General features: G+C 70.6%; 23 protein-coding genes. 11 read left to right on the top strand and 12 right to left on the bottom strand.

From position 1 onward, the window contains the following. Position 1: 1 nt before the first annotated feature. Entirely contained in the window at positions 2 to 268 is a 267-nt protein-coding gene (locus tag I5Q34_RS18300) for a DUF397 domain-containing protein (RefSeq protein ID WP_199893361.1), read from the bottom strand. A 141-nt stretch (positions 269 to 409) separates the two neighbouring features. Here I5Q34_RS18300 and I5Q34_RS18295 point away from each other — a divergent pair, with 141 nt between their 5' ends. Beyond that, a complete protein-coding gene (locus I5Q34_RS18295) occupies positions 410 to 841 on the top strand; it encodes an Rrf2 family transcriptional regulator (protein WP_199893360.1) in 432 nt (143 codons plus the stop codon). Between the two features lie 82 nt (positions 842 to 923). After that, the gene (locus tag I5Q34_RS18290) at positions 924 to 1,931 is read left to right on the top strand and encodes a zinc-binding alcohol dehydrogenase family protein (RefSeq protein WP_199893359.1); all 1,008 of its coding nucleotides are present in this window, start codon (positions 924 to 926) and stop codon (positions 1,929 to 1,931) included. 1 nt (position 1,932) lies between these two features. On the opposite strand, the gene I5Q34_RS18285 is transcribed toward I5Q34_RS18290, so the two are convergent. The 7 genes from I5Q34_RS18285 to I5Q34_RS18255 form a co-directional block, all read right to left on the bottom strand. Next, entirely contained in the window at positions 1,933 to 2,859 is a 927-nt protein-coding gene (locus I5Q34_RS18285; protein WP_199893358.1) for a GlxA family transcriptional regulator, read from the bottom strand. An 11-nt stretch (positions 2,860 to 2,870) separates the two neighbouring features. Next, positions 2,871 to 3,455: a cysteine hydrolase family protein gene (locus I5Q34_RS18280; RefSeq protein WP_199893357.1), complete on the bottom strand. Its 585-nt coding sequence runs from the start codon at positions 3,453 to 3,455 to the stop codon at positions 2,871 to 2,873. A gap of 98 nt (positions 3,456 to 3,553) precedes the next feature. Next, positions 3,554 to 4,510, bottom strand: coding sequence for a DUF4331 family protein (locus I5Q34_RS18275; protein ID WP_199893356.1), 957 nt, complete (start codon positions 4,508 to 4,510; stop codon positions 3,554 to 3,556). A gap of 337 nt (positions 4,511 to 4,847) precedes the next feature. Continuing rightward, positions 4,848 to 5,378: an SMI1/KNR4 family protein gene (locus tag I5Q34_RS18270; RefSeq protein ID WP_199893355.1), complete on the bottom strand. Its 531-nt coding sequence runs from the start codon at positions 5,376 to 5,378 to the stop codon at positions 4,848 to 4,850. A 46-nt stretch (positions 5,379 to 5,424) separates the two neighbouring features. After that, positions 5,425 to 5,622 (bottom strand): DUF397 domain-containing protein, encoded by a 198-nt coding sequence (locus I5Q34_RS18265; protein ID WP_199893354.1) that lies wholly within the window; start codon positions 5,620 to 5,622, stop codon positions 5,425 to 5,427. A 96-nt stretch (positions 5,623 to 5,718) separates the two neighbouring features. After that, positions 5,719 to 5,916: a DUF397 domain-containing protein gene (locus tag I5Q34_RS18260; protein ID WP_199893353.1), complete on the bottom strand. Its 198-nt coding sequence runs from the start codon at positions 5,914 to 5,916 to the stop codon at positions 5,719 to 5,721. 11 nt (positions 5,917 to 5,927) lie between these two features. Beyond that, entirely contained in the window at positions 5,928 to 6,818 is an 891-nt protein-coding gene (locus I5Q34_RS18255; RefSeq protein WP_199893352.1) for a helix-turn-helix transcriptional regulator, read from the bottom strand. A 240-nt stretch (positions 6,819 to 7,058) separates the two neighbouring features. On the opposite strand from I5Q34_RS18255, the gene I5Q34_RS18250 reads away from it, so the two are divergent. From I5Q34_RS18250 to I5Q34_RS18230, 5 genes are all read left to right on the top strand, one after another. Then, positions 7,059 to 7,505, top strand: a complete 447-nt coding sequence (locus I5Q34_RS18250) for an ATP-binding protein (RefSeq protein ID WP_199893351.1) — start codon at positions 7,059 to 7,061, stop codon at positions 7,503 to 7,505. A gap of 133 nt (positions 7,506 to 7,638) precedes the next feature. Next, positions 7,639 to 8,424, top strand: a complete 786-nt coding sequence (locus tag I5Q34_RS18245) for a hypothetical protein (RefSeq protein ID WP_199893350.1) — start codon at positions 7,639 to 7,641, stop codon at positions 8,422 to 8,424. Positions 8,425 to 8,456: 32 nt separating this feature from the next. Further along, positions 8,457 to 10,184 carry a serine/threonine-protein kinase gene (locus I5Q34_RS18240; RefSeq protein ID WP_307811694.1) on the top strand — a complete coding sequence of 576 codons (1,728 nt, stop codon included), beginning with the start codon at positions 8,457 to 8,459 and terminating at the stop codon, positions 10,182 to 10,184. Positions 10,185 to 10,298: 114 nt separating this feature from the next. Then, positions 10,299 to 11,303, top strand: a complete 1,005-nt coding sequence (locus I5Q34_RS18235) for a bifunctional lytic transglycosylase/C40 family peptidase (RefSeq protein ID WP_277965554.1) — start codon at positions 10,299 to 10,301, stop codon at positions 11,301 to 11,303. Positions 11,304 to 11,543: 240 nt separating this feature from the next. After that, entirely contained in the window at positions 11,544 to 12,239 is a 696-nt protein-coding gene (locus I5Q34_RS18230) for a phosphatase PAP2 family protein (RefSeq protein ID WP_374193038.1), read from the top strand. 328 nt (positions 12,240 to 12,567) lie between these two features. Here the strand turns inward: I5Q34_RS18230 and I5Q34_RS18225 are convergent, their stop codons facing one another. Both I5Q34_RS18225 and I5Q34_RS18220 read right to left on the bottom strand, forming a co-directional pair. Then, positions 12,568 to 14,136: an FAD-binding oxidoreductase gene (locus I5Q34_RS18225; RefSeq protein ID WP_199893346.1), complete on the bottom strand. Its 1,569-nt coding sequence runs from the start codon at positions 14,134 to 14,136 to the stop codon at positions 12,568 to 12,570. 100 nt (positions 14,137 to 14,236) lie between these two features. Further along, complete coding sequence (locus I5Q34_RS18220; RefSeq protein WP_199893410.1) at positions 14,237 to 14,443, bottom strand: hypothetical protein; 207 nt, start codon at positions 14,441 to 14,443, stop codon at positions 14,237 to 14,239. Positions 14,444 to 14,525: 82 nt separating this feature from the next. On the opposite strand from I5Q34_RS18220, the gene I5Q34_RS18215 reads away from it, so the two are divergent. Then, positions 14,526 to 15,461: a hypothetical protein gene (locus tag I5Q34_RS18215; protein WP_199893345.1), complete on the top strand. Its 936-nt coding sequence runs from the start codon at positions 14,526 to 14,528 to the stop codon at positions 15,459 to 15,461. Positions 15,462 to 15,595: 134 nt separating this feature from the next. Further along, positions 15,596 to 15,784 carry a hypothetical protein gene (locus I5Q34_RS18210; RefSeq protein WP_199893344.1) on the top strand — a complete coding sequence of 63 codons (189 nt, stop codon included), beginning with the start codon at positions 15,596 to 15,598 and terminating at the stop codon, positions 15,782 to 15,784. A gap of 42 nt (positions 15,785 to 15,826) precedes the next feature. Here the strand turns inward: I5Q34_RS18210 and I5Q34_RS18205 are convergent, their stop codons facing one another. Further along, positions 15,827 to 16,204 carry a metal-sensitive transcriptional regulator gene (locus I5Q34_RS18205; RefSeq protein WP_199893343.1) on the bottom strand — a complete coding sequence of 126 codons (378 nt, stop codon included), beginning with the start codon at positions 16,202 to 16,204 and terminating at the stop codon, positions 15,827 to 15,829. Between the two features lie 265 nt (positions 16,205 to 16,469). Here I5Q34_RS18205 and I5Q34_RS18200 point away from each other — a divergent pair, with 265 nt between their 5' ends. Together I5Q34_RS18200 and I5Q34_RS18195 are read left to right on the top strand one after the other, a co-directional pair. Continuing rightward, positions 16,470 to 17,090: a DUF47 domain-containing protein gene (locus I5Q34_RS18200; protein ID WP_185941617.1), complete on the top strand. Its 621-nt coding sequence runs from the start codon at positions 16,470 to 16,472 to the stop codon at positions 17,088 to 17,090. A 6-nt stretch (positions 17,091 to 17,096) separates the two neighbouring features. Then, positions 17,097 to 18,095 carry an inorganic phosphate transporter gene (locus I5Q34_RS18195; RefSeq protein ID WP_199893342.1) on the top strand — a complete coding sequence of 333 codons (999 nt, stop codon included), beginning with the start codon at positions 17,097 to 17,099 and terminating at the stop codon, positions 18,093 to 18,095. A 226-nt stretch (positions 18,096 to 18,321) separates the two neighbouring features. Here I5Q34_RS18195 and pstB read toward each other — a convergent pair whose 3' ends face one another. Beyond that, positions 18,322 to 19,101, bottom strand: coding sequence for a phosphate ABC transporter ATP-binding protein PstB (gene pstB / locus I5Q34_RS18190; RefSeq protein WP_199893341.1), 780 nt, complete (start codon positions 19,099 to 19,101; stop codon positions 18,322 to 18,324). Positions 19,102 to 19,110: the final 9 nt, after the last annotated feature.

Here is a 19,110-nt window from a genome sequence, read left to right as displayed (position 1 = left end):
CTCAGCTCTCGGGCCCGGCCGCCCGTTCCCCCTCCTTGTCGATCTCCTCGTCGATCCCTTCGACGAAGTGGTCGAACTCGCCCGCCTTCACGCCGAGGACGAACGCGTCCCACTTGCGCTCCGTCGTGATGACGACCTTCTCGGGGTTGAGGTTCTCCCGCAGATACACCTGGCCTTCGCCGTCGAAGGCGACCTCCAGGTACTCGGGCCGGCTCGGATCGTCCGTCGCCGGGATCCAGTTGAGGCCCTCTGGTACGCGCGGTGGCACGGCGTTCCCCCTCGTGGGATGTCGTGGTGTCGTCCCCCGTGATGTCGGAAGCCCACGATAGAGGAGCGAACAGGAGCGCAACACACAAACTCTTGACGGCTTTTGTTGATGTAACAGAGAATGTTTCCACAAGGAGGGGTGATGGCCGCGAACAGCAGGCTCACCGTCGCCGTGCACATCCTCGCGAGGATGGCCCTGGCGCACGGACGGGGCCGGGACGTGGTGACCTCGGAGCAGATCGCCGAGAGCGTCAACACCAACCCGGTGGTCATCCGGCGAAGCCTGGGCGAGCTGCGCAGGGCGGGCCTGGTCGAGGTGCGCCACGGCGCCGGGGCGGGCTGGTGGCTGGCCCGCGAGCCGGACGCGATCAGCCTGCTGGACGTCCACCGGGCGGTGGAGGATGAGCCGTTGTTCGGCCTGCACCGGGCCGAACCCAATCAGAAGTGCCCGGTGGGCGCGGGCATCCGGCCCGCTCTGCGGCAGGCGTACGGCGAGGCCGAAGAGGCCGCGCTGCGCGCGCTCGGGCGGACGACGGTCGGCGATGTGCTCAGGGAGTCCCTGGCCGGATCCTGAACCCGGGGTTCGACGGTCTCCGTACCTTCTTGCGCTCCTTGATGTAACCAAATCTGTTATTACAAGGAAGGACCGGTACGTCATGCAGGCGATTCAGTACCGCGAACACGGCGGCTACGACCAACTCCGGCTCGTGGACCTGCCGGTGCCCGAACCGGCGCCCGGCGAGGCCCTGATCCGGGTCACCTACGGCACGGTCAGCCCCCTCGACAACACCGTTCGCGCCGGACGCATGGCGCCGCACCTGTGCAAACCACTGCCCTTGATCCCCGGCGGCGCGGCCGTCGGCGTCGTCGTCACCCCCGGCCCGTCCGGACCGGCCGCCGGCACAAGGGTGTTGCTCGGCGGCCAGGGCCGCGGGGTGAGCCTGGACGGCACCTGGCGCGAGTACGTCACCGCCCCCGTCGAGACCCTCGTCCCGCTGCCCGCCGAGGTGAGCGACCGGAGCGTGGCCGCCCTCGTCGCCGCGGCCGGACACAACACCGCCTACCTGGCCCTCACCGAGCTCATCGGCCTGCGCCCGGGCATGACGGTGCTCGCCCCCGGCATCGGCGGCGCCGTCGGCATGGGCGCCGCACAGGTCGCCCCGCTGCTCGGCGCGGAGCGGGTGATCTCCACGGCGAGCCGGACCGAGAAGGCCGAACAGGCCCGCGCGGCCGGGTTCCCGCACGTCATTGACCTTTCACGGGAGTCGTTGCGCGAAGGCGTGGCACGGCTGACCGACGGCCGCGGCGTGGACGTCGTCCTCGACGGCGTCGCCGGCCCGCTGCTCGGCGACCTCGTCGCCTCCCTTGCCCACGGCGGCAGTTACGTCGCCATCGGCTACGCCGGCGGCACCCGTGGAACGGTCGACGTCACCGACCTGATCTGGAAGTCCGCGCGCGCCTACGGCTACATGTTCAACATGTTCCCGCCGGAGACGGTCCGTTCCGCCGTCCGCACCCTGATCGGCTGGCTCGCCGAGGGCCGCTTCGACCCCGTCGTCGCCGCCGAGTTCCCCCTGGCCGGCGCCGCCGAGGCACAGCGCTTCCTCATCGAGGAACGCCCCTTCGGGCGCGTGCTGTTGGAGATCGGCCAACCGGCCGGGTGAGTCACCCCTCGCCCTGTCCGTCCTGCGGGCGCCCCCTGAGGCGGCGGAGCATCCGCGCGTCCTGGAAGCCGACCGCCCGGGCCGCCGACTCGACGGTCGAGCCCCGGGCGATCAGGTGCTCGGCGTGTTCGAGGCGCAGCTCCTGCTGGTATCGCAGCGGCGTCAGGCCCGTCGCACCCGTGAAGTGGCGGGTGAGGGTGCGCTCGCTCAGGCCCACCGCCCTCGCGAGATCCGCCAGCGGCAGGGCGGAGGTGTAGCCCGCGTCGATCAGGTCCTGGGCGTGGTGCACGGCGTCGCTGAGGTGGGCGCGGTGCCTGAGCATCGCGGACTGCTGCCGGTCGTCGCCGTTGCGGCGCGCGTAGACGACCATCTCGCGGGCCACCTTGGCCGCGGCCGACGCCCCGTCGCGCACGGCGATCAGGTGCAGGGCCAGGTCGATCCCGCTCGCGATGCCGGCCGAGGTGATGATCCGGCCGTCGGTCACGAACAGCACGTCCCGCACGACGTGCGCCTTCGGGAAGCGGCGTGCCAGGTCGTCCTGTACGTGGTGGTGCGTGGTGCAGCGGCGGCCGTCGAGCAGCCCGGCCCGGCCCAGCGCGTCCGCCCCCGCGCACACGCTGGCCACCGTGCCGCCCGCCTCGTGGTGCGCCACGAGCCGGTCGAGGGTCTCCCGGGCGAGGGCGCCGTTCCGGCGCGGCGTGCCCGTCCGCCAGCCCGGCACCACGATCAGGTCGTCCGGCGCCAGCCGGGGCCACCGCGTCCCCGCCCGGAGCGTGACGCCCTGGGCCGCGGGGACGTCCTCCTGCTCGGCGACGTGGTGGATCTCGTAACCGTGCCCGAAGTCGGCGGCGGTCGAGAACACCTGCGCGGGACCGGCCAGGTCCAGCAGGTGCAGCTGCGGTACGAGCAGGAACACGACCCGGGTCACGATCCGGTCAACTACCCTTCGGTCAGTTCGGCCACGGTCGCGATCCGTGCGAACCGGCCTGCCAGGGCGTACTCGGTGCGGGCGGTGATCGCGTCGGTGGTCAGCGTACGCGGGTCCGCGAGGATCTCCTCCAGGGTCCGGCCCGCCGGGGCGCCCCGGTGCTCGATGGGGTGCGTGGCGGTGGCGTCCGTCACGAACGTCACCTCGTACCCGAGGTCGGAGGCGACGCGCGCCGTCGTCTCGCAGCACTGCTCGGTGCGGATGCCGCTGATGATCACCTCACGGATGCCCAGCTGCGTCAGCTGCTGCTGGAGGTTGGTGGTGGTGAAGGCGTTGTGCGAGGACTTGACGAGGACGGGCTCCCCGGCGGCCGGCTCCAGCCCCTCGATGGGCCGGTTGAACCCCCGCTCCGGGTCGAAGGCGTTGCCGCTGCCCGGCTCCGAGTGGAGGATCCAGACGACGAGTTCGCCCTTCTCGCGCTGGGCGGCGATCAGCCGGTTCAGGTTGGGGACGAGGTCGGGGTTGGAGGTGGCCGGCCAGTTGGCCAGCTGCCGGAAGGATTCCTGGACGTCGATGACGATCAGTGCGCTGTTCATGCCGTTCATCCTGCGGGGCGGGAGCGGGCCGGTGAAGGCCCGATCCTGTCCCGGGGCGGAACGATCCGGTCAGCGTGTTCCGGCCGGCCCGTCCTCGTTCAGGAGCCGTGCGGCAGACCCAGGTAGGGGAAGCCGGGCAGCAGGTCGGTGTGGGGCCCGATGCGGTCGGTGGTGATCTTTCCGCCGGAGAGCATGGTGAGCCGCGCGGACGTGACGTCGTCGGTGAGCGTGCGCCCGTTCGGATACGCGGCGGGCCGCCCGCGGTCGTAGCGCAGGATGTCCGGCAGCACCGTGCGCAGGGCCTCCTCGGCGGCCCGGTCGTCGTAGCCGCCGGTGTGCCGCAGCACCGCCGTCCACGGTTCGCGGTAGGTGTCCCAGTCCTGCGCGGGTTCGCCCGCGTTATAGGCGTCCTTGACGTCGTCGGCGTTGAAGTAGGCCGTCAGGGAGGGGTGGGCGCCGCGGTCGACGGACGTGAGCCGGCCCTCCGAGTGCAGACTCACCCGGCCCCACACCCCGATGACCGGGTCCGTGCCGAGCTCGCCGTCCGGCATCTCCAGGACCATGCCGAGGACGTTCTTGTCCGCGCCCCAGTCCACCCCCGTCCACTGGAAGTCCTTGACGATCCCGTCCAGATCGGCGAAGAACGGGTCGCTGCGCAGACCGGCGAAGAACGCGTACGGACCGGATTCGACCACGACCGGTTCGGGACCGAGGCTGACGGGCGCGTCGGAGACGATCACCTTCCCGGACGCCTCATGGGCACGTGCCCGTTCGCCGTCCGCCCGGTACACGGTCACCGTCTGCCGGCCGTCGCGCGGCGGCGAGAAGACGAAGCTGAAGGCCGTGTCCGCCTGGTGATCGCCGTCGGTGTCGACGTTCACGCGGTAGACCGCGTCCGGGTGGAGGGCCGCGCCCTCGGCGGGCGCGATCGGATGGACGTTCATGATCAGGACGGTGCGTCCGTCGGACGGGCTGAAGGCGAACAGGTCGGTCATGTCGAGACGTGCGTCGCCCCTGGGGGAGCGCAGGTTCGGACCGCTGAGGTGATGAGACATGGCAGCAGCATCCGCACCGGCGGCGCGCGCGGGGCCGTGATCGGGCCGAGCCGGTCCCGAGGTCACCCGCCTGACCGGGATCGGCCCCTCGGTCGGCGCAGTCCGGGCCGCGGCCGGCCGCCGGATCCTGGGCCCGGCCACGGTCGCGGACCGCCCGGGGCGGGGCGCCGGACGGCGGGCTCTCCGCTGCTCGTACGGCGCTGCTCGTACGGCGGCGATGCCGCCCTGCTCGACCGCCGTCCGGCTCTGACGAGTTCTGTGATCACCTGGCCGGGTCGAACTCGCTGCGGACGAACGGGACTTCGCCGGACAATCGCGTGTCATGGGCGACGGCTCCTCAGCGGCAGAGCGCGTCGATGTCTTCGGCGAACGTCGGGAACTCCGCCCGCGCCTCCGCGATGATCTCCCGCGCGGCCCGCCGCGGGGTGGTCGCGTGCCGCTCCGCGAGGGCGGCCAGAGCCGCGTCCGGGCGGGGCGTCCGGTCCTCGTACGCGGTCGCCTCCATGGGGCCGAGGCCGTCGGCCAGGACCCATAGGAAGTCCGACAGGTTCCCGGCGACGATGCCGAGCTCGCCCTCGGAGCCCATGAAGACGACCGGCTGCGCGGTGAGGGACTGCCCCGGGCGCCCGCACCATATGGCGGCGAGGCCGCCGGTGCCGTCCTGACCGAAGACGCGGTAGGCGTCGCCGTCGAGCTCGTGGTTGCCCGTCCAGTGGCGCAGCCAGTCGGTGGTCTCCTCGGCGGAGTCGAAGGCGGCGTAGGGCTCGAAGTCGACGCCGTGCCCGTCGGCGTAGTCGAAATCGGCCCGGGCGACGTCGGCCAGGGCGTCCGGGAACCGGCGGTCGTCGGTGCGGGTCGTCTCACTCATGACCGCAGGCTAACGAGGGCCACTGACAATGGCGTTGCCTTCGAGGTCAGGGGCGGTCGAGGGCGCCGCGCTGGGCGTGGGTGAGCAGGGCGCGCAGGGTGGTGGGGGTGGGGGTGAGGGTGGTTGCGGGGGCGTCGCTCTCCCGTACGTGGTAGGTCCCGGAGTGACCTCTGGCGATCTCTAGACAGTCACTGTTGCCGGGAGGGCCACTGAAGCTGGATTTCTGCCATTGGAGCTCTGGCATGCTGCGCCTTTCACGGGGCGTACAGGAGATGCCGAATGAGGCTGAGAGGGCCCCTCCTTGCAACGGGGGCCTCTGGTAAAGGGGTTGTCGTCGTGGTCACGGGCGGTCGAGGCTGCCGCGCCGGGCGTGGGCGAGCAGGGCGTGCACAGCAGCAGGGGCGGGAGTGAGCACTGTTGCCGGGTGCGCGCCTTCTCGGATGCGTATGGCGCCTCGGTGCCCCGCTGTGAGCTCGACACACTCGCCCCCGGCACCACCGCCGCTGTAGCTGGACTTCTGCCACTCGGGGTCTGACATCGCGGTGCCCTTCACATCGAGTACAGCAGGTTCTGGATGAGCCCAAGGGAGCTCAACTCCGTATGGAACTTAGGTTCGACTGGAACGTCAATCGCCGGGAGAGCCACCGTGCGCAAGCCCTCGAAGGTCGCAGCGAACTGGACGAGTTGATCCTGGTCGCTGATGAAGGGTGACGAGACGGGATGCTCAATGTAAACGGTGTTGAGCTCGGGGACGGAGGCTTCGAAGAGAACGAAGGGTGTGCTGAAACGCACTGGGAAGACGTTGGCCCTGAGCGGCAGGACCTGGATGTGCACGTGGGACAGGTGGGACATCTCGACGAGATGCTCGATCTGTCGGCGCATGACGCCCATCGGAACAAACTGCGTGTGCAGTGCGGTCTCGTGGATGACGGCATGGAATTCGAGGGCGCTGCCCTCGGCGAGCACCTGCTGGCGCCGCATGCGGAACTCGACGCACGCGTCCAGCAGGGCCTTGTCGGCCTCCGGCTCGGCATTCGTGATGAGGGCGCGGGTGTACTCGGGGAGTTGGAGCAGCCCCGGGATGTACAGCCACTGGAACGACTGGCAGGCGAGCGCCGATGCTTCGAGTTCAGCGAGGTCGAGTGTGCTGGCGGGGTGGTTGTGCTTGTACTTCGACCACCAGCCACGTCCCGTCGTCCTGCCCATGGTGACAAGGCTGTTGACCAAGGCTTCGTTGTTGCAACCGTAGGCGCTGGCCAAGGTGCGCAGCTTCACCTCTGGAATGGCTGTTCGACCTGTCTCGATGTGGCTCATATGGGCCGAGCTGATGTCGACGATCGCCCCTCCGCTGGAGGCGGACAGGCTGCATGCGTTGCGCATCCGTCGCAGCTCGGACCCCAAACGGCGTTGTCTGTACGTGGGGTTCGGGCGCAGCCCCATCCGTTCCTCCTCGGCTGATCGACAGCATTCTGTCCAGTGTCGGGGCGGTGGGGCCACTCGTTGGAGGCAATCTCTGCGGACAAGTTGCATCGTATAAACCGGGGTCTCTACCGTCGAAGACGCACCGCCCGACCCGGCCCCGTAAGCCGGAAGTGCACCGTGCGCGCAACAGACGCCGCCGCGCCCACGGCAACGCCACCGCCCTGCCGGAAGGGTCCCGTGAACGCCAAGGAGTCACGCATGTGCCCTATCGCCACCACCCTTGCCAACCCGCCCCGCCCGCGCACGGACTTCTCGCTCGTCTTCCCGCCCGAACCCGGCTGGGTCCGTACCGTCCGGCAGGCCGTGCGCACCGCGCTCGCCGACGTCCACCGCGACGAGCTGATCGAAATGGCCGCCCTGCTCACCTCCGAGGTGGTGACCAATGCCGTCAACGCCTCACGCATCAGCGGCTGTTCGACGCCCATCGGCGTCCACGCCGAGTGGGCCACGGGCGGCGTCCGTGTGCAGGTACACGACGGTGCTCCCGGGCTCCCCGAACTCGCCCCACCTCGGCGGCCGGAGCCGGGCCAGGAGCCCGAGCGCGGGCACGGCATGCTGCTAGTGAGCGCCTGCGCCTCCGACTGGGGCGTCTGTCGGCACGGTCCGGGCATCGGCAAGGCGGTCTGGTTCCTGCTGGCCTGCTGAGCCGGAACCACCCTTCCGGGTAGGCGAGTTATCCACAACCAGCCGGTTGTCCACAGATCCGAGGGGGGTGGTTGCCGGGTTCCGTGGCGGCCCGGCACGGTGGTCCTCCGAACCGAGTCTGGAGGGCCGAGGGGTGGAGACCGACCCGTTGCTCCTGATCGACCAGGAGCGTTACCCGTTGCACGATCTCACGGACGCATCCGGTCCGCTGGTGGCCGCCGCGCGCAAGGAATTCGAGGCCGGCGGATTGACGACGCTCGACGGTTTCCTGCGGCCGGGGACGGCCGGGCGCATCGTGGCCCACGCGCTGAAGGATGCCGAGAGCGGAAGCCATCGGTTCGCCGGTACCAGCGATGTGTTCTTCCGGGCTGTGCCGGGGGACGAACGCCGGACCGGGGTGACGTACACCAAGTCCGATGTGCCCTACGACCGGATAGACCCGCGCTCGCCCGTGCGCGTCCTGTACGAGTGGGAGCCGCTGTTGGCGTTCGTCTCGGCGGTGGTGGGTCGCCCGGTGTTCCGGTCCGCCGATCCGCTCGGTGCGGCGGTGGTGCAGATCCAGCGGGACGGTGACCAGCAGGACTGGCACTTCGACAGCAGCGAGTTCACCGTCCTGCTCCATGCCCAGGGGCCGGAGGAAGGGGGTGCCCTGCAGTACGCCGTCCGTTGCCGGGAGCAGGTGCTGCGCGATCAGGAGGTGCTGGATCGCATCATGGCGGGCGATCCGTCCATACCGGTGCGGGAGGTGGCGACCGTTCCGGGGAGACTCGTCCTGCACGCCGGAAACGTGTCGATGCACCGGGTGACGCCGACGGCCGGATCCGTCCCGCGCGTCAACGCGACCCTGACCTTCAACTCGAGGCCGGGAGTGATGCTCAGCGACCACATCAGGAGGATGCACTTCGGCCGACTTCGCTAGCGCGCTCGACGTGACCGCAACTCAACATTGGTGTGGCAGAGTCTCGGCGGGTGGAAGCACTACGTCCTCAGGATCCTCGCGTCATCGGCCCGCACACCGTTCTGGCCCGGCTGGGCAGTGGCGGTATGGGCCAGGTGTATCTGGGGCGGTCGCCGGGCGGGCGGCAGCTGGCGATCAAGGTCATTCGGGACGATTTCGCCCAGAACGCAGAGGCGTTGGCGCGGTTCCGGCGCGAGGTGGAGACGGTGCGGGCGGTGCGCAGCGCCTACACCGCGAATCTGATCGACGCCTCGCTGGAGGCGGCGCCCTACTGGCTCGCGACGGAGTACGTGCCGGGGCCGACGCTCACCCAGGTGACGGCTGGGCGCGGGCCGTTGCCGGTGGACACCTGCTTCCGGCTCTTCGCCGCGCTGGCGGAGGCGCTGTCGCACGTGCACGAGCACGGCGTCACGCACCGGGACCTCAAGCCGCACAACATCATTCTGTCTCCGGTCGGGCCGAAGCTGATCGACTTCGGGATCGCCCGGGGCGCGGAGCAGACGGCGCTGACCCAGGTGGGGACGGCACCGGGCACGCCGGGTTACACCGCGCCCGAGGTGATCACGCGGAACGAAGTGTCGGCCGCGGCGGATGTGTTCGCGCTGGGGGCGACGATGGCGGCCGTGGCGACGGGGCGTCCGCCGTACGGCGAGGGCTCGATGGAGTCCGTGACGTACAGGGTGGTGCACGGCGAGATCGACGCGGAGGGCGTCGACGCGGGGCTGGCGGAGCTGATACGGGCGTGCGTGGCGGCGGATCCGGCGGCGCGGCCGGTGCCGGCGCGGATCATCGAGCGGTGCGGGGTGACGTCGTCGCTCGTCGACGACCCGGTGTACGGGCCGCTGGCGGAGCTGGGGGAGAGGGCGCCGCGGGATCTGCCGGCGGCGGTGGCGGCGGGGTTGGTGCCGGCGCCGCCGGCGGGGGTGCCGTATACGCCGACGTACGTGCCGGGCGTGGCGACCGTGCCGCGGCCGAAGCGGCGCAGGGCGGTGTACCTGGCGGTGGGTGCGGGGGCGGTGGCGTTGGGGGTGGCGCTCGGGCTGGTGGTGACTCTGCCGGATGACAAGGGGGAGGGGGAAAGCGGTGGGGTCGCCCAGGGGAAGGGCGTGCCGTCGGCGGCATCCGGATCCTCGACGGCGGCTCCGCAGAGCGCCGGAACGCAGAATCCGCTGAAGCGCCCGGAGTTCATCGAGGCGACCGACACCAACCACGACTTCTGGGCGCCCAAGAAGGGGTCGGAACGGGAAGGGTCGTGTGGGCAGCCGCCCGAGGAGCGCTCCGGCGGCCAGTTCCAGTGGTCGATCGTTGACGCCCAGTCGGAGCGAGGTGGTGTGATGTCAGGGAAAGTGAAGATCGAATTCCGCTTCAAGTACGCGGGTTCGAGCGTCCAGAAGCCGTACTACGTTTCCGTGGCGGTCAAGTCGCCGCACGACATTGACCCCGATACGGGTAAACCGTTCGAGAAGCTGCGCATGGAGAATCGCGGACTGGGCTACACCAGCAAGCCGATCGACATCGCGCCCAAGGACTCGACGGGATGGGGCTCGGACTTCGCGAGCGTTACGTACCCCGATGACTTCCAGGACATCGTCAAGGGCAAACCGGTCGGATCGCCCATCCCGGTCGGCAACGACCCCGGCAACTGGACTGTGCTCTTCCTGCACGCGAAGGGCGCCAAGGAGTACGCGAGCATTGAGTGTTCGGGCTTCGTGGCGCGCTAGTACTGCTGAGAGTGCGCCTCCTGTGCCATAGGTGCTCCCCCGGGCTACCGGTGCTCTCCCCAAGGCTGCGGGGAATTACGGGTACATGACGCCCTAGTGGGGGAGAATCGCGGGGTGCGTAAGTGGTGGGTGGGCGCCGGAGTCGGTGTCGGGATGTGCCTCGGTCTGCTGGGGCTGCTCTTCTTCGCCGTGTACACCGCCGCCATGAACATCGGAGGCGGAGTCCGGGGCGCGGTGGGCCTTGCCAAGGGCGCGGCTCCCGCCGACTACCAGCCGATGCTGGAGAAATGGGGCAATCTCTGCCCGGCCATAACTCCGGCGCTGCTGGCCGCGCAGCTCTACACCGAGAGCAACTGGGACCCCAAGGCCAAGAGTCCGGCCGGTGCCCTGGGGCTGGCCCAGTTCATTCCGGAGACATGGGCGCACTACGGGGTGGACGGGGACGGCGACAACAGATCGGACGTCTGGAACCCCCATGACGCGATCGCCTCGGCGGCCACCTACGACTGTGCGCTGGCCAAGGACGTCAAAGCTGTCGGCGGGGACGCCACCAACAACATGCTCGCCGCCTACAACGCCGGTCCGTACCGCGTGATCGATGCCGGCGGCATCCCGCGCATCTCCGAAACCCAGGGCTACGTCAAGTCCATCCGCGACCTGGAGAAGAGCTTCGCCCGGCCCGTCGGGCGGGTCGCGCCCTCCCAGCAGGCCGCCGGGGCCATCTACTTCGCCCAGGAGCAGCTCGGCAAGCCCTACCTCTGGGGCGGGGACGGCACCAAGGAGGACGGCGGGCGGTTCGACTGCTCGGGGCTGACGAAGGCCGCGTACGCCTCCGTGGGGATCGAGCTGCCCCGCGTCGCCAACGACCAGTGGAACGCGGGTCCGCACCCCAAGCGGGACGAGCTGATGCCGGGGGACCTGGTCTTCTTCGCACACAACCTCAACGACCCGCGCTCGATCCACCACGTGGGGCTGTACGTGGGCGGCGGTTACATGATCAACGCGCCGCACACGGGTGCCGTGAACCGGTTCGACAAAATCGATACCCCGGACTACATCGGTGCCACGCGCGTTACGGATGCGGGGGCGAAAGCGTTGCCCAGGCCGAACGGCGTGTGAACCCCGGGCCTCCTGCACCGCTCCTGGTCACCCTTGGATAACGTCCTGGTGATCATTGAGTGGAGAGCGGAACGCCGGGTCGGAGCGGCGCGTTCCATGGGGGTGGGAAAGCCGCGCCCCATCAGGGGCGCACGAACCACGGGGGTTTGGCAGCTGCACCGAGCTACAGGCGACAGATAAGGGGGCAAACAGATGCCCGGATCCGGACTCGTGACGGTCCGTCCCCTGGCGGACGCCGCCCTGGCGAACGCCAGGGGAGGCTCGTCGGGCCCCGACGTCGGCCTGCTCTACGACATCAACGGACTGGCCAAGGACGCCCCCGGCTGGTTCGACCGCACCATGGAGTTCGTGGGCGAGTACGGGATCGTGCTCGGGCTGTGTGTGCTGATGGTCTGCGCGTGGTGGAGCCTGCGGCGCGGGCCGGACGCGGCGGGGGGCGTGGCGGCGCTGCTGTGGGCGCCGCTCGCGGCGGGGATCGCGCTGCTGGTGAACGTGCCGATCCGGGGCTTCGTGCGGCGGCCCCGGCCGTTCCTGGAACACCAGGGGCTGGACGTGCTGGTGCGCGGGAAGACGGACTTCTCGTTCGTGAGCGATCACGCGACGCTGACGATGGCGTTGGGCGTGGGGCTGTTCGTGGCGCACCGGAAGTTCGGGCTGGTGGGGATCGGGCTGGCGTTCCTGGAGGGGTTCTGCCGGGTGTTCATGGGGGTGCACTATCCGACGGATGTCGTCGGGGGGTTGGCGCTGGGGACGGCCGTGGTGCTGCTGCTGGCGCCGCTGGCGATGATGGCGTTGACGCCGGTGGTGGGGGTGGTGGCGGGGTCCCGGGCGGGGTGGCTGGTTCGGTCGCGCCGTGCGCGGGTCGCTGTCGCGGACGGGGCGGAGAGTGTGGTCGTGCGACAGGCTCGGCATCGGGACAACGGGCTGGCCGCGTAGGGGGTTTTGCCCCCGCCCCGCCCTTTCACCGTTTCTTCCGGGGCTCCGCCCCTCGGCCCGGCACCGCGCTCCGCGCGGTGGTGCGGGGGCTCCGCCCCCTGCGCCCCCACCGGGGCTGCGCCCCTGGCCCCCCTTGCGGGGCTGCGCCCCCCGCGCCCCGCTTCGGGGCTCCGCCCCGGACCCCGCATCGCGGCTCCGCCGCTTGTCCTCAAGCTCCCCGGAGGGGCAACCCCCGGACGGGCTGGATTGGCGCGCCGATTCAGCCCGTCCGGGGGTTGCCCCTCCGGGGAGCTTGAGGACAACCGCGCCGAGCGCGGTTTCAGGCCCCCTACAGCCCCTGCGGGAACGTGAAGACCCGGCCCGGGTCGTACTGGCGCTTCAGCTTCGCCAGGCGGGGCGCCGCGTCGCCGTAGTACGCGCGGCGCCAGTCCTTCAGGGACGCGTCCGCGTAGTTCTGGTACGCCGCGCCGGACGCGTACCGGCGCATCGCCGTGTGGATGCCGTCCAGCCACGCCGTCTGCGTCGCGCCCGACGCGCTCGGCGACCACGACGTCAGGTACTGGGCGAGGAACCGCGACCGGCGGTGCACGAACGCCGTGTCCAGCGGCTTGACCCGGTTGACCGCGCCGCCCAGGGCCGTCAGCTGAATCGATCCGCCTCCGCCCCCGCCGCGCCGGGCGAAGCGCTCGGTCCGGTCGAGGAGGGTGCGGATGCCGGCCGCGTTCAGGGAGCGGTCGTAGAAGTCGGAGCGCGCCGCGTACGTCTCGCGGCCGAGCTTGCCGGAGCGGTCGCGGCCGGGGGTGCGGCCCGGCAGGTGGGACTGGGCCAGGGTCAGGTCGGCGCAGCCGGCGTAGCGGCGCATGCTGTCCAGGTACGGGCGGCTGCGCACGGAGATCTTCGCCTTGCCGCCGCCGACCTTGGCGGCCAGCTTGTCCAGCTCGTTGGCGAGGTCGCCCTTCGTGCCGAGGGAGAAGGCGGCGACGGCGATCCGCGGGGTGCCGCGGTAGGCCACGGACAGGTCGCAGGCGGACCAGATCTCGTCCGGCCGGCTCGGCCCCCACTCCTGCCAGGCGCGGATCACGTCGGCGGCCTTGGCCCAGGGCCAGGAGACGTAGCCGGTGACGCCGTCGCCCACCCGCCGGGTGCGGAAGCGGAGTTCGGTGACGACGCCGAAGTTGCCGTTGCCGGCGCCGCGCAGGGCCCAGAAGAGGTCGGGGTTGCGCTTGGCGTCGCAGTCGAGGGTCTTGCCGTCGGCCGTGACGAGGGTGGCACCGGTGAGGCTGTCGCAGGTCATGCCGTACGCGCGGGAGAGGACGCCGTGGCCGCCGCCGAGGGCGAGGCCGGAGACGCCGACGGTGGGGCAGGAGCCGGCGGGGATGGTGACGCCGTGCGCGGCCAGGCCGGTGTAGACGTCGATGAGCTTGGTGCCGGCGCCGATGACGGCGGTCGAGGAGGTGGGGGTGCGCACGGTCTTCAGGCGCGATACGTCTACGACCAGCCGGTCGTTTCCGCTCGACCAACCCGCGTAGCTGTGGCCTCCGTTGCGTATGGACACCGGTATGGAGAAGCGGCGGGCGAAGGCGAGGCAGGAGGCTATGTCCGCGGTGCCCGCGACGTAGGCGACGCCGGCGGGCCGCTGGCCGTCGAAGCGGGTGTTGTAGAGCTGCCGCGCGGTGGCGTAGTCGGCGTCCCCGGGGCGGACGATGCCGCCCTTGAGGCCCTTGCCGAGGGCGGTCCAGTCCGCGGCGCGGACCTTCGCCGGGCGGGCGGCCGCCACCGGGCCGGCCGGTCCGGTCGGGCGGGCGGCGGCGCCCGCGGATGTGCTGGTGCCGGCCCAGGCCGTCGCGGTCAGTCCCGTCGCCGCCGCGGCCAGCAGAGTGCGCCTGTCCAAGGCCATGTTTCGCCCCCGGTGTTGCCTGTTGTTCCCCATCTGACTGATGGAACAGATGTCCGGAAGGCGAGGGATGGTTCCGCTGCTTCGTCCGCTAGTTCGTCCGCTAGTTCGTGTGGTTCGTGGCGGTCTGGTTCGTGTGGTTCGTGGCGGTCCCCGCGAGGTGCGCCTCCGCGTCGCCGCGGGCGAGGGAACGGGCGCGGCGGGCGGGGCCGAGCCAGCCGCAGGTGCAGCGGGCGGAGCAGAAGGAGCCGCGTTCGCCGGTGCTGACCATGTGATCGTCGGCGGAGGGTGCGGGGTGCGTATCGGACACACCACCACGCTACCGGCCCGTGACGGCGGCCCGGACGCGGTCGTTGGAAGGAACAGGTTCCACCCGGAGGGGGCTGACGGTCATGGCGGCGCAGGGGCACAGACGCAGGTCCGCCGTGGCCACGGCGGTGGCGGGCGGGCTCGCCCTCGGACTGCTGGTGAGCGGCTGTGCCGAGCAGGAGCCGGCCGAGGAGGCGCAGGACGGGTCCGTCGGCGGGGGCGGGGAGGCCCGCTGGGCGGTGCGGACCGCCGACGCGGTGCGTCCCGGCCGCGCGGTCGAGGCGATGCGGCGGGTCTCGGGGGCGCTCGCGCGGACGGGCGGGGCGCGGGTGCGGACGTCCATGGAGACGGAGAGCGGCGGCACCCGGCTGACGATCCTGGGCCGGGGGGTGTACGACTTCACCCGGCCCGCCGGGAGGCTGACGGTGCTGGTGCCGGAGGACGCGCGGGGCGCCGAGGAGCACCGGCCGATCACCGAGGTGTTCACCCCGGGGGCGCTCTACATGAAGAACCGCGGCGCGGGCGTCCCGCCGGACAAATGGGTACGTCTCGACACCGCCGCGCTCGCCGACGGCGATCTGCTCACCAGCGGTGCCACGGATCCGCTCGCGGCGGCCGAACTGCTGGGCGGGGCGCGGGAGGTGACCTCCATGCGCGACGAGGGGCTGGACGGCATGCCGGTGCGGCACTTCTGGGGGACGATCGACCTGGCCGAGGCGGCCCGCCGGGCGCCCGAGCGGGACCGGGCGGTGCTGGCCGCGGCGGCGCGGGGGTTCTCCGCGGGGACCGTCGCCTTCGACGCCTTCCTCGACGAGGAGGGGCTGCCGCGGCTGCTGCGCTACCGGTTCGGCGTCGGGGGCGGGCGGGACGGAGAGGGACGGGACGGGGGCGGTCCCGGGAAACGGACGACGACCGTGGTCTCCACGGTCGAACTGTCCTCCTTCGGATTCGCGCCCGACATCCGGCTCCCGGAATCCGCCGATATCTATGCGGGGACGGTGGGTTCACCGCGGAAATAACGCGGCCCGGAGTGGTTGGCCATGGAAATGGTCCTTCTGTGTCATGCCCGGGGTCTGTGCCGGTCCCTAACCTGGGAACCGGACCCTCCCTCGGAGGGGGCACTCACGACGCAAGAGCCGAGGAGGTGAATCACGTGGTTTCGCGGCGCGGTTCGTCGGCCGGTCCGGATCCCGTGGCCCTCATCGAGATCGATCTCTACGGTGAGTTGATGATCGCCGCCACGGGCGCGGCGGAGGAGCGGCTGAGTCCGGACCGCATCGACGAGGTGCTCAGGGTCGTCCGGTTCCGGCGGCCCGGCGCGTCCGGGGACGCCGACGTCTGAGGCCCGCCCCGGGGGCTTCCCGGGGCGGCGCGGCGGTGTCCGTCAGGTGCGCAGCAGCCGGGCGATGGCCGCGGTGGCCTCGGCGACCTTGGCGTCGATCTCGTCCCCGCCCTTGACGGCCGCGTCGGCGACGCAGTGCCGCAGGTGCTCCTGGAGGAGCTGGAGGGCGAAGGACTGGAGCGCCTTGGTGCCCGCCGAGACCTGGGTGAGTATGTCGATGCAGTAGACGTCCTCCTCGACCATGCGCTGGAGGCCGCGGATCTGGCCCTCGATCCTGCGCAGGCGCTTGAGGTGCTGGTCCTTCTGCTTGCTGTAGCCGTGGGGGCCGTGGTTGTGACCCTCGTCGCTCCCGGGGCCGGTGTGGCAGGCTGCCGCGGCGGGCTCGCCGGCGTCGGCCGCTGTGGTGTCCGTGGTCGTCATGGCGTCCTCCGTGGCGGTGCTCCGTGGCGGTGTTCCGGTGTGTGCCTCGGGGCTTATACCTCGTCGATATACCCCCACCGGGTATATCGTACCGAATTCGCCGGTGCGAGTCGGTGCGGGACCGGTGCGGGACGGGCCGTGAGGCCGTACCGGCTTGGTGAGCACTCTGCCCGATGGGCGACACTGAGGGAATGCCAGTTAGCTGTGGCCCGATGATGCGCCTAGCATCAACGAGACCGAATCCGCTGCACCCCGAGGATCCCACGTGCGCTTTCGTCTGACCCCCAGGGAGACGAGCTTCTACGACATGTTCGCCGCGTCCGCGGACAACATCGTCACGGGCTCCAAGCTCCTGATGGAACTGCTCGGTGCGGAGCCGTCCGCCCGAGCCGAGATCGCCGAGCGGATGCGGGCAGCGGAGCACGCCGGGGACGACGCGACGCACGCGATCTTCCACCAGCTGAATTCGTCGTTCATCACGCCGTTCGACCGCGAGGACATCTACGCCCTCGCGTCCTCGCTCGACGACATCATGGACTTCATGGAAGAGGCCGTCGACCTGGTCGTCCTCTACCAGATCGAGGAACTGCCCAAGGGCGTCGAGCAGCAGATCGAGGTCCTGGCGCGGGCGGCCGAGCTCACGGCCGAGGCGATGCCGAACCTGCGCACGATGACCAACCTCACCGAGTACTGGATCGAGGTGAACCGCCTGGAGAACCAGGCGGACCAGATCCACCGCAAGCTGCTCGCACACCTCTTCAACGGCAAGTACGACGCCATCGAGGTGCTCAAGCTGAAGCAGGTCGTGGACGTACTGGAAGAGGCGGCGGACGCGTTCGAGCACGTGGCGAACACGGTCGAAACCATCGCGGTCAAGGAGTCCTGACCTCCGGTGGATACGTTTGCACTTGTCGTGACCATCGCGGTCGCGCTCGGATTCACCTATACGAACGGCTTCCACGACTCCGCGAACGCCATCGCGACCTCGGTCTCCACGCGGGCGCTGACCCCGCGCGCGGCCCTGGCGATGGCGGCGGTGATGAACCTCGCCGGTGCCTTCCTCGGCAGCGGGGTCGCGAAGACCGTCAGCGAGGGCCTGATCGAGACGCCGGTGGGCGACAAGGGGATGGGCATCCTCTTCGCGGCCCTGATCGGCGCGATCGCCTGGAACCTGATCACCTGGTACTTCGGCCTGCCCTCGTCCTCCTCGCACGCCCTGTTCGGCGGCATGGTGGGCGCGGCGCTCGCGGGCGGCACGACCGTCATCTGGTCGGGAGTCGTCGAGAAGATCGTCATCCCGATGTTCCTCTCGCCGTTCGTCGGTCTGATCCTCGGCTATCTGGTGATGGTCGCGATCATGTGGATGTTCCGCAGGGCCAACCCGCACAAGGCCAAGCGCGGCTTCCGGATCGCCCAGACGGTGTCGGCCGCCGGCATGGCGCTCGGTCACGGTCTGCAGGACGCCCAGAAGACCATGGGCATCGTGGTGATGGCGCTGGTCATCGGCGATGTGCAGGGCAAGGGCGACGCCATCCCGGTCTGGGTGAAGGTCGCCTGTGCGCTGATGCTCTCGCTGGGCACGTACGCGGGTGGCTGGCGCATCATGCGCACGCTGGGCCGGAAGATCATCGAGCTGGACCCGCCGCAGGGGTTCGCGGCGGAGACGACCGGCGCGTCCGTCATGTTCACCACCGCGTTCATGTTCCACGCGCCGATCTCCACGACGCACGTCATCACCTCGGCGATCATGGGCGTCGGTGCGACCAAGCGGGTCAACGCGGTGCGCTGGGGAGTGGCCAAGAACATCATCCTCGGCTGGTTCATCACCATGCCGGCCGCGGCGGTCTTCGCCGCGCTCAGCTTCTGGGCGGTCAACCTCGTGTTCGGCTGATGTGTTCGGCCGATGCGTTCGGCCGATGCGTTCGGCCGACGCTTTCGGCTGATGCTTCGGAGAAGCGTGTGGGCCCGCCCCTCGGTACGTACGTACCGAGGGGCGGGCCTTTTGCCTCGCGGCGGCACCGCCATGCAGCGCCGCAAGGCGGCTTGCGGTTCCGGGGCCGGGCGCGGCCCGTCCCCCGGTTCCCCCCTTGCGGAACGACTGCCCGCAACCGTCCGGCTCAGCCGAAGCGGCCCGAGATGTAGTCCTCCGTCGCCTGGACCGACGGGTTCGAGAAGATCCGCTCCGTGTCGTCGATCTCGACCAGCTCGCCCGGCCGTCCGACACCCGCCAGGTTGAAGAAGGCCGTGCGGTCCGAGACCCGCGCCGCCTGCTGCATGTTGTGGGTCACGATCACGATCGTGAAGCGCTCCTTCAGCTCCCCGATGAGGTCCTCGATCGCGAGCGTCGAGATCGGGTCGAGCGCCGAGCACGGCTCGTCCATGAGCAGGACCTGCGGTTCGACCGCGATCGCGCGGGCTATGCAGAGGCGTTGCTGCTGGCCGCCGGAGAGGCCCGCGCCCGGCTTGGCCAGCCGGTCCTTGACCTCCTTCCAGAGGTTCGCGCCCTTGAGCGACTTCTCGACGATCGCGTCCAGTTCCGACCTGCTGCGGCGGCCGCCGTTGAGGCGGACGCCCGCGACGACGTTCTCGTAGATCGACATCGTGGGGAAGGGGTTCGGGCGCTGGAAGACCATGCCGACGGTGCGGCGGACGGAGACGGGGTCCACGCCCGGCCCGTAGAGGTCCTCGTCGTCGAGCAGCACCTTGCCCTCGACGCGGCCGCCGGGTGTGACCTCGTGCATCCGGTTCAGGGTGCGCAGGAAGGTGGACTTGCCGCAGCCGGACGGCCCGATGAAGGCGGTCACCGAGCGCGGCTCGACGGTCATGGAGATGTCGTCGATGGCCTTGTGGCTGCCGTAGTAGGCGGAGAGGCCGCTGACGTCGATTCGCTTGGCCATGGGGATCGT

Source organism: Streptomyces sp. AV19, from assembly GCF_015999245.1.
In the GTDB taxonomy this organism is placed as follows: Bacteria; Actinomycetota; Actinomycetes; order Streptomycetales; family Streptomycetaceae; genus Streptomyces.
The sequence above is the reverse complement of the archived record's forward strand: the minus strand, read 5'-3'. Positions and strand labels throughout refer to the sequence as shown.

Coding starts and splice junctions, on each gene's coding strand:
- I5Q34_RS18295 (WP_199893360.1), top strand. CDS start 410: ATGGCCGCGAACAGCAGGCTCACCGTCGCCGTGCACATCCTCGCGAGG.
- I5Q34_RS18290 (WP_199893359.1), top strand. CDS start 924: ATGCAGGCGATTCAGTACCGCGAACACGGCGGCTACGACCAACTCCGG.
- I5Q34_RS18280 (WP_199893357.1), bottom strand. CDS start 3,455: ATGAACAGCGCACTGATCGTCATCGACGTCCAGGAATCCTTCCGGCAG.
- I5Q34_RS18275 (WP_199893356.1), bottom strand. CDS start 4,510: ATGTCTCATCACCTCAGCGGTCCGAACCTGCGCTCCCCCAGGGGCGAC.
- I5Q34_RS18270 (WP_199893355.1), bottom strand. CDS start 5,378: ATGAGTGAGACGACCCGCACCGACGACCGCCGGTTCCCGGACGCCCTG.
- I5Q34_RS18265 (WP_199893354.1), bottom strand. CDS start 5,622: ATGCCAGAGCTCCAATGGCAGAAATCCAGCTTCAGTGGCCCTCCCGGC.
- I5Q34_RS18260 (WP_199893353.1), bottom strand. CDS start 5,916: ATGTCAGACCCCGAGTGGCAGAAGTCCAGCTACAGCGGCGGTGGTGCC.
- I5Q34_RS18255 (WP_199893352.1), bottom strand. CDS start 6,818: ATGGGGCTGCGCCCGAACCCCACGTACAGACAACGCCGTTTGGGGTCC.
- I5Q34_RS18250 (WP_199893351.1), top strand. CDS start 7,059: ATGTGCCCTATCGCCACCACCCTTGCCAACCCGCCCCGCCCGCGCACG.
- I5Q34_RS18225 (WP_199893346.1), bottom strand. CDS start 14,136: ATGGCCTTGGACAGGCGCACTCTGCTGGCCGCGGCGGCGACGGGACTG.
- I5Q34_RS18215 (WP_199893345.1), top strand. CDS start 14,526: ATGGCGGCGCAGGGGCACAGACGCAGGTCCGCCGTGGCCACGGCGGTG.
- I5Q34_RS18205 (WP_199893343.1), bottom strand. CDS start 16,204: ATGACGACCACGGACACCACAGCGGCCGACGCCGGCGAGCCCGCCGCG.
- pstB (WP_199893341.1), bottom strand. CDS start 19,101: ATGGCCAAGCGAATCGACGTCAGCGGCCTCTCCGCCTACTACGGCAGC.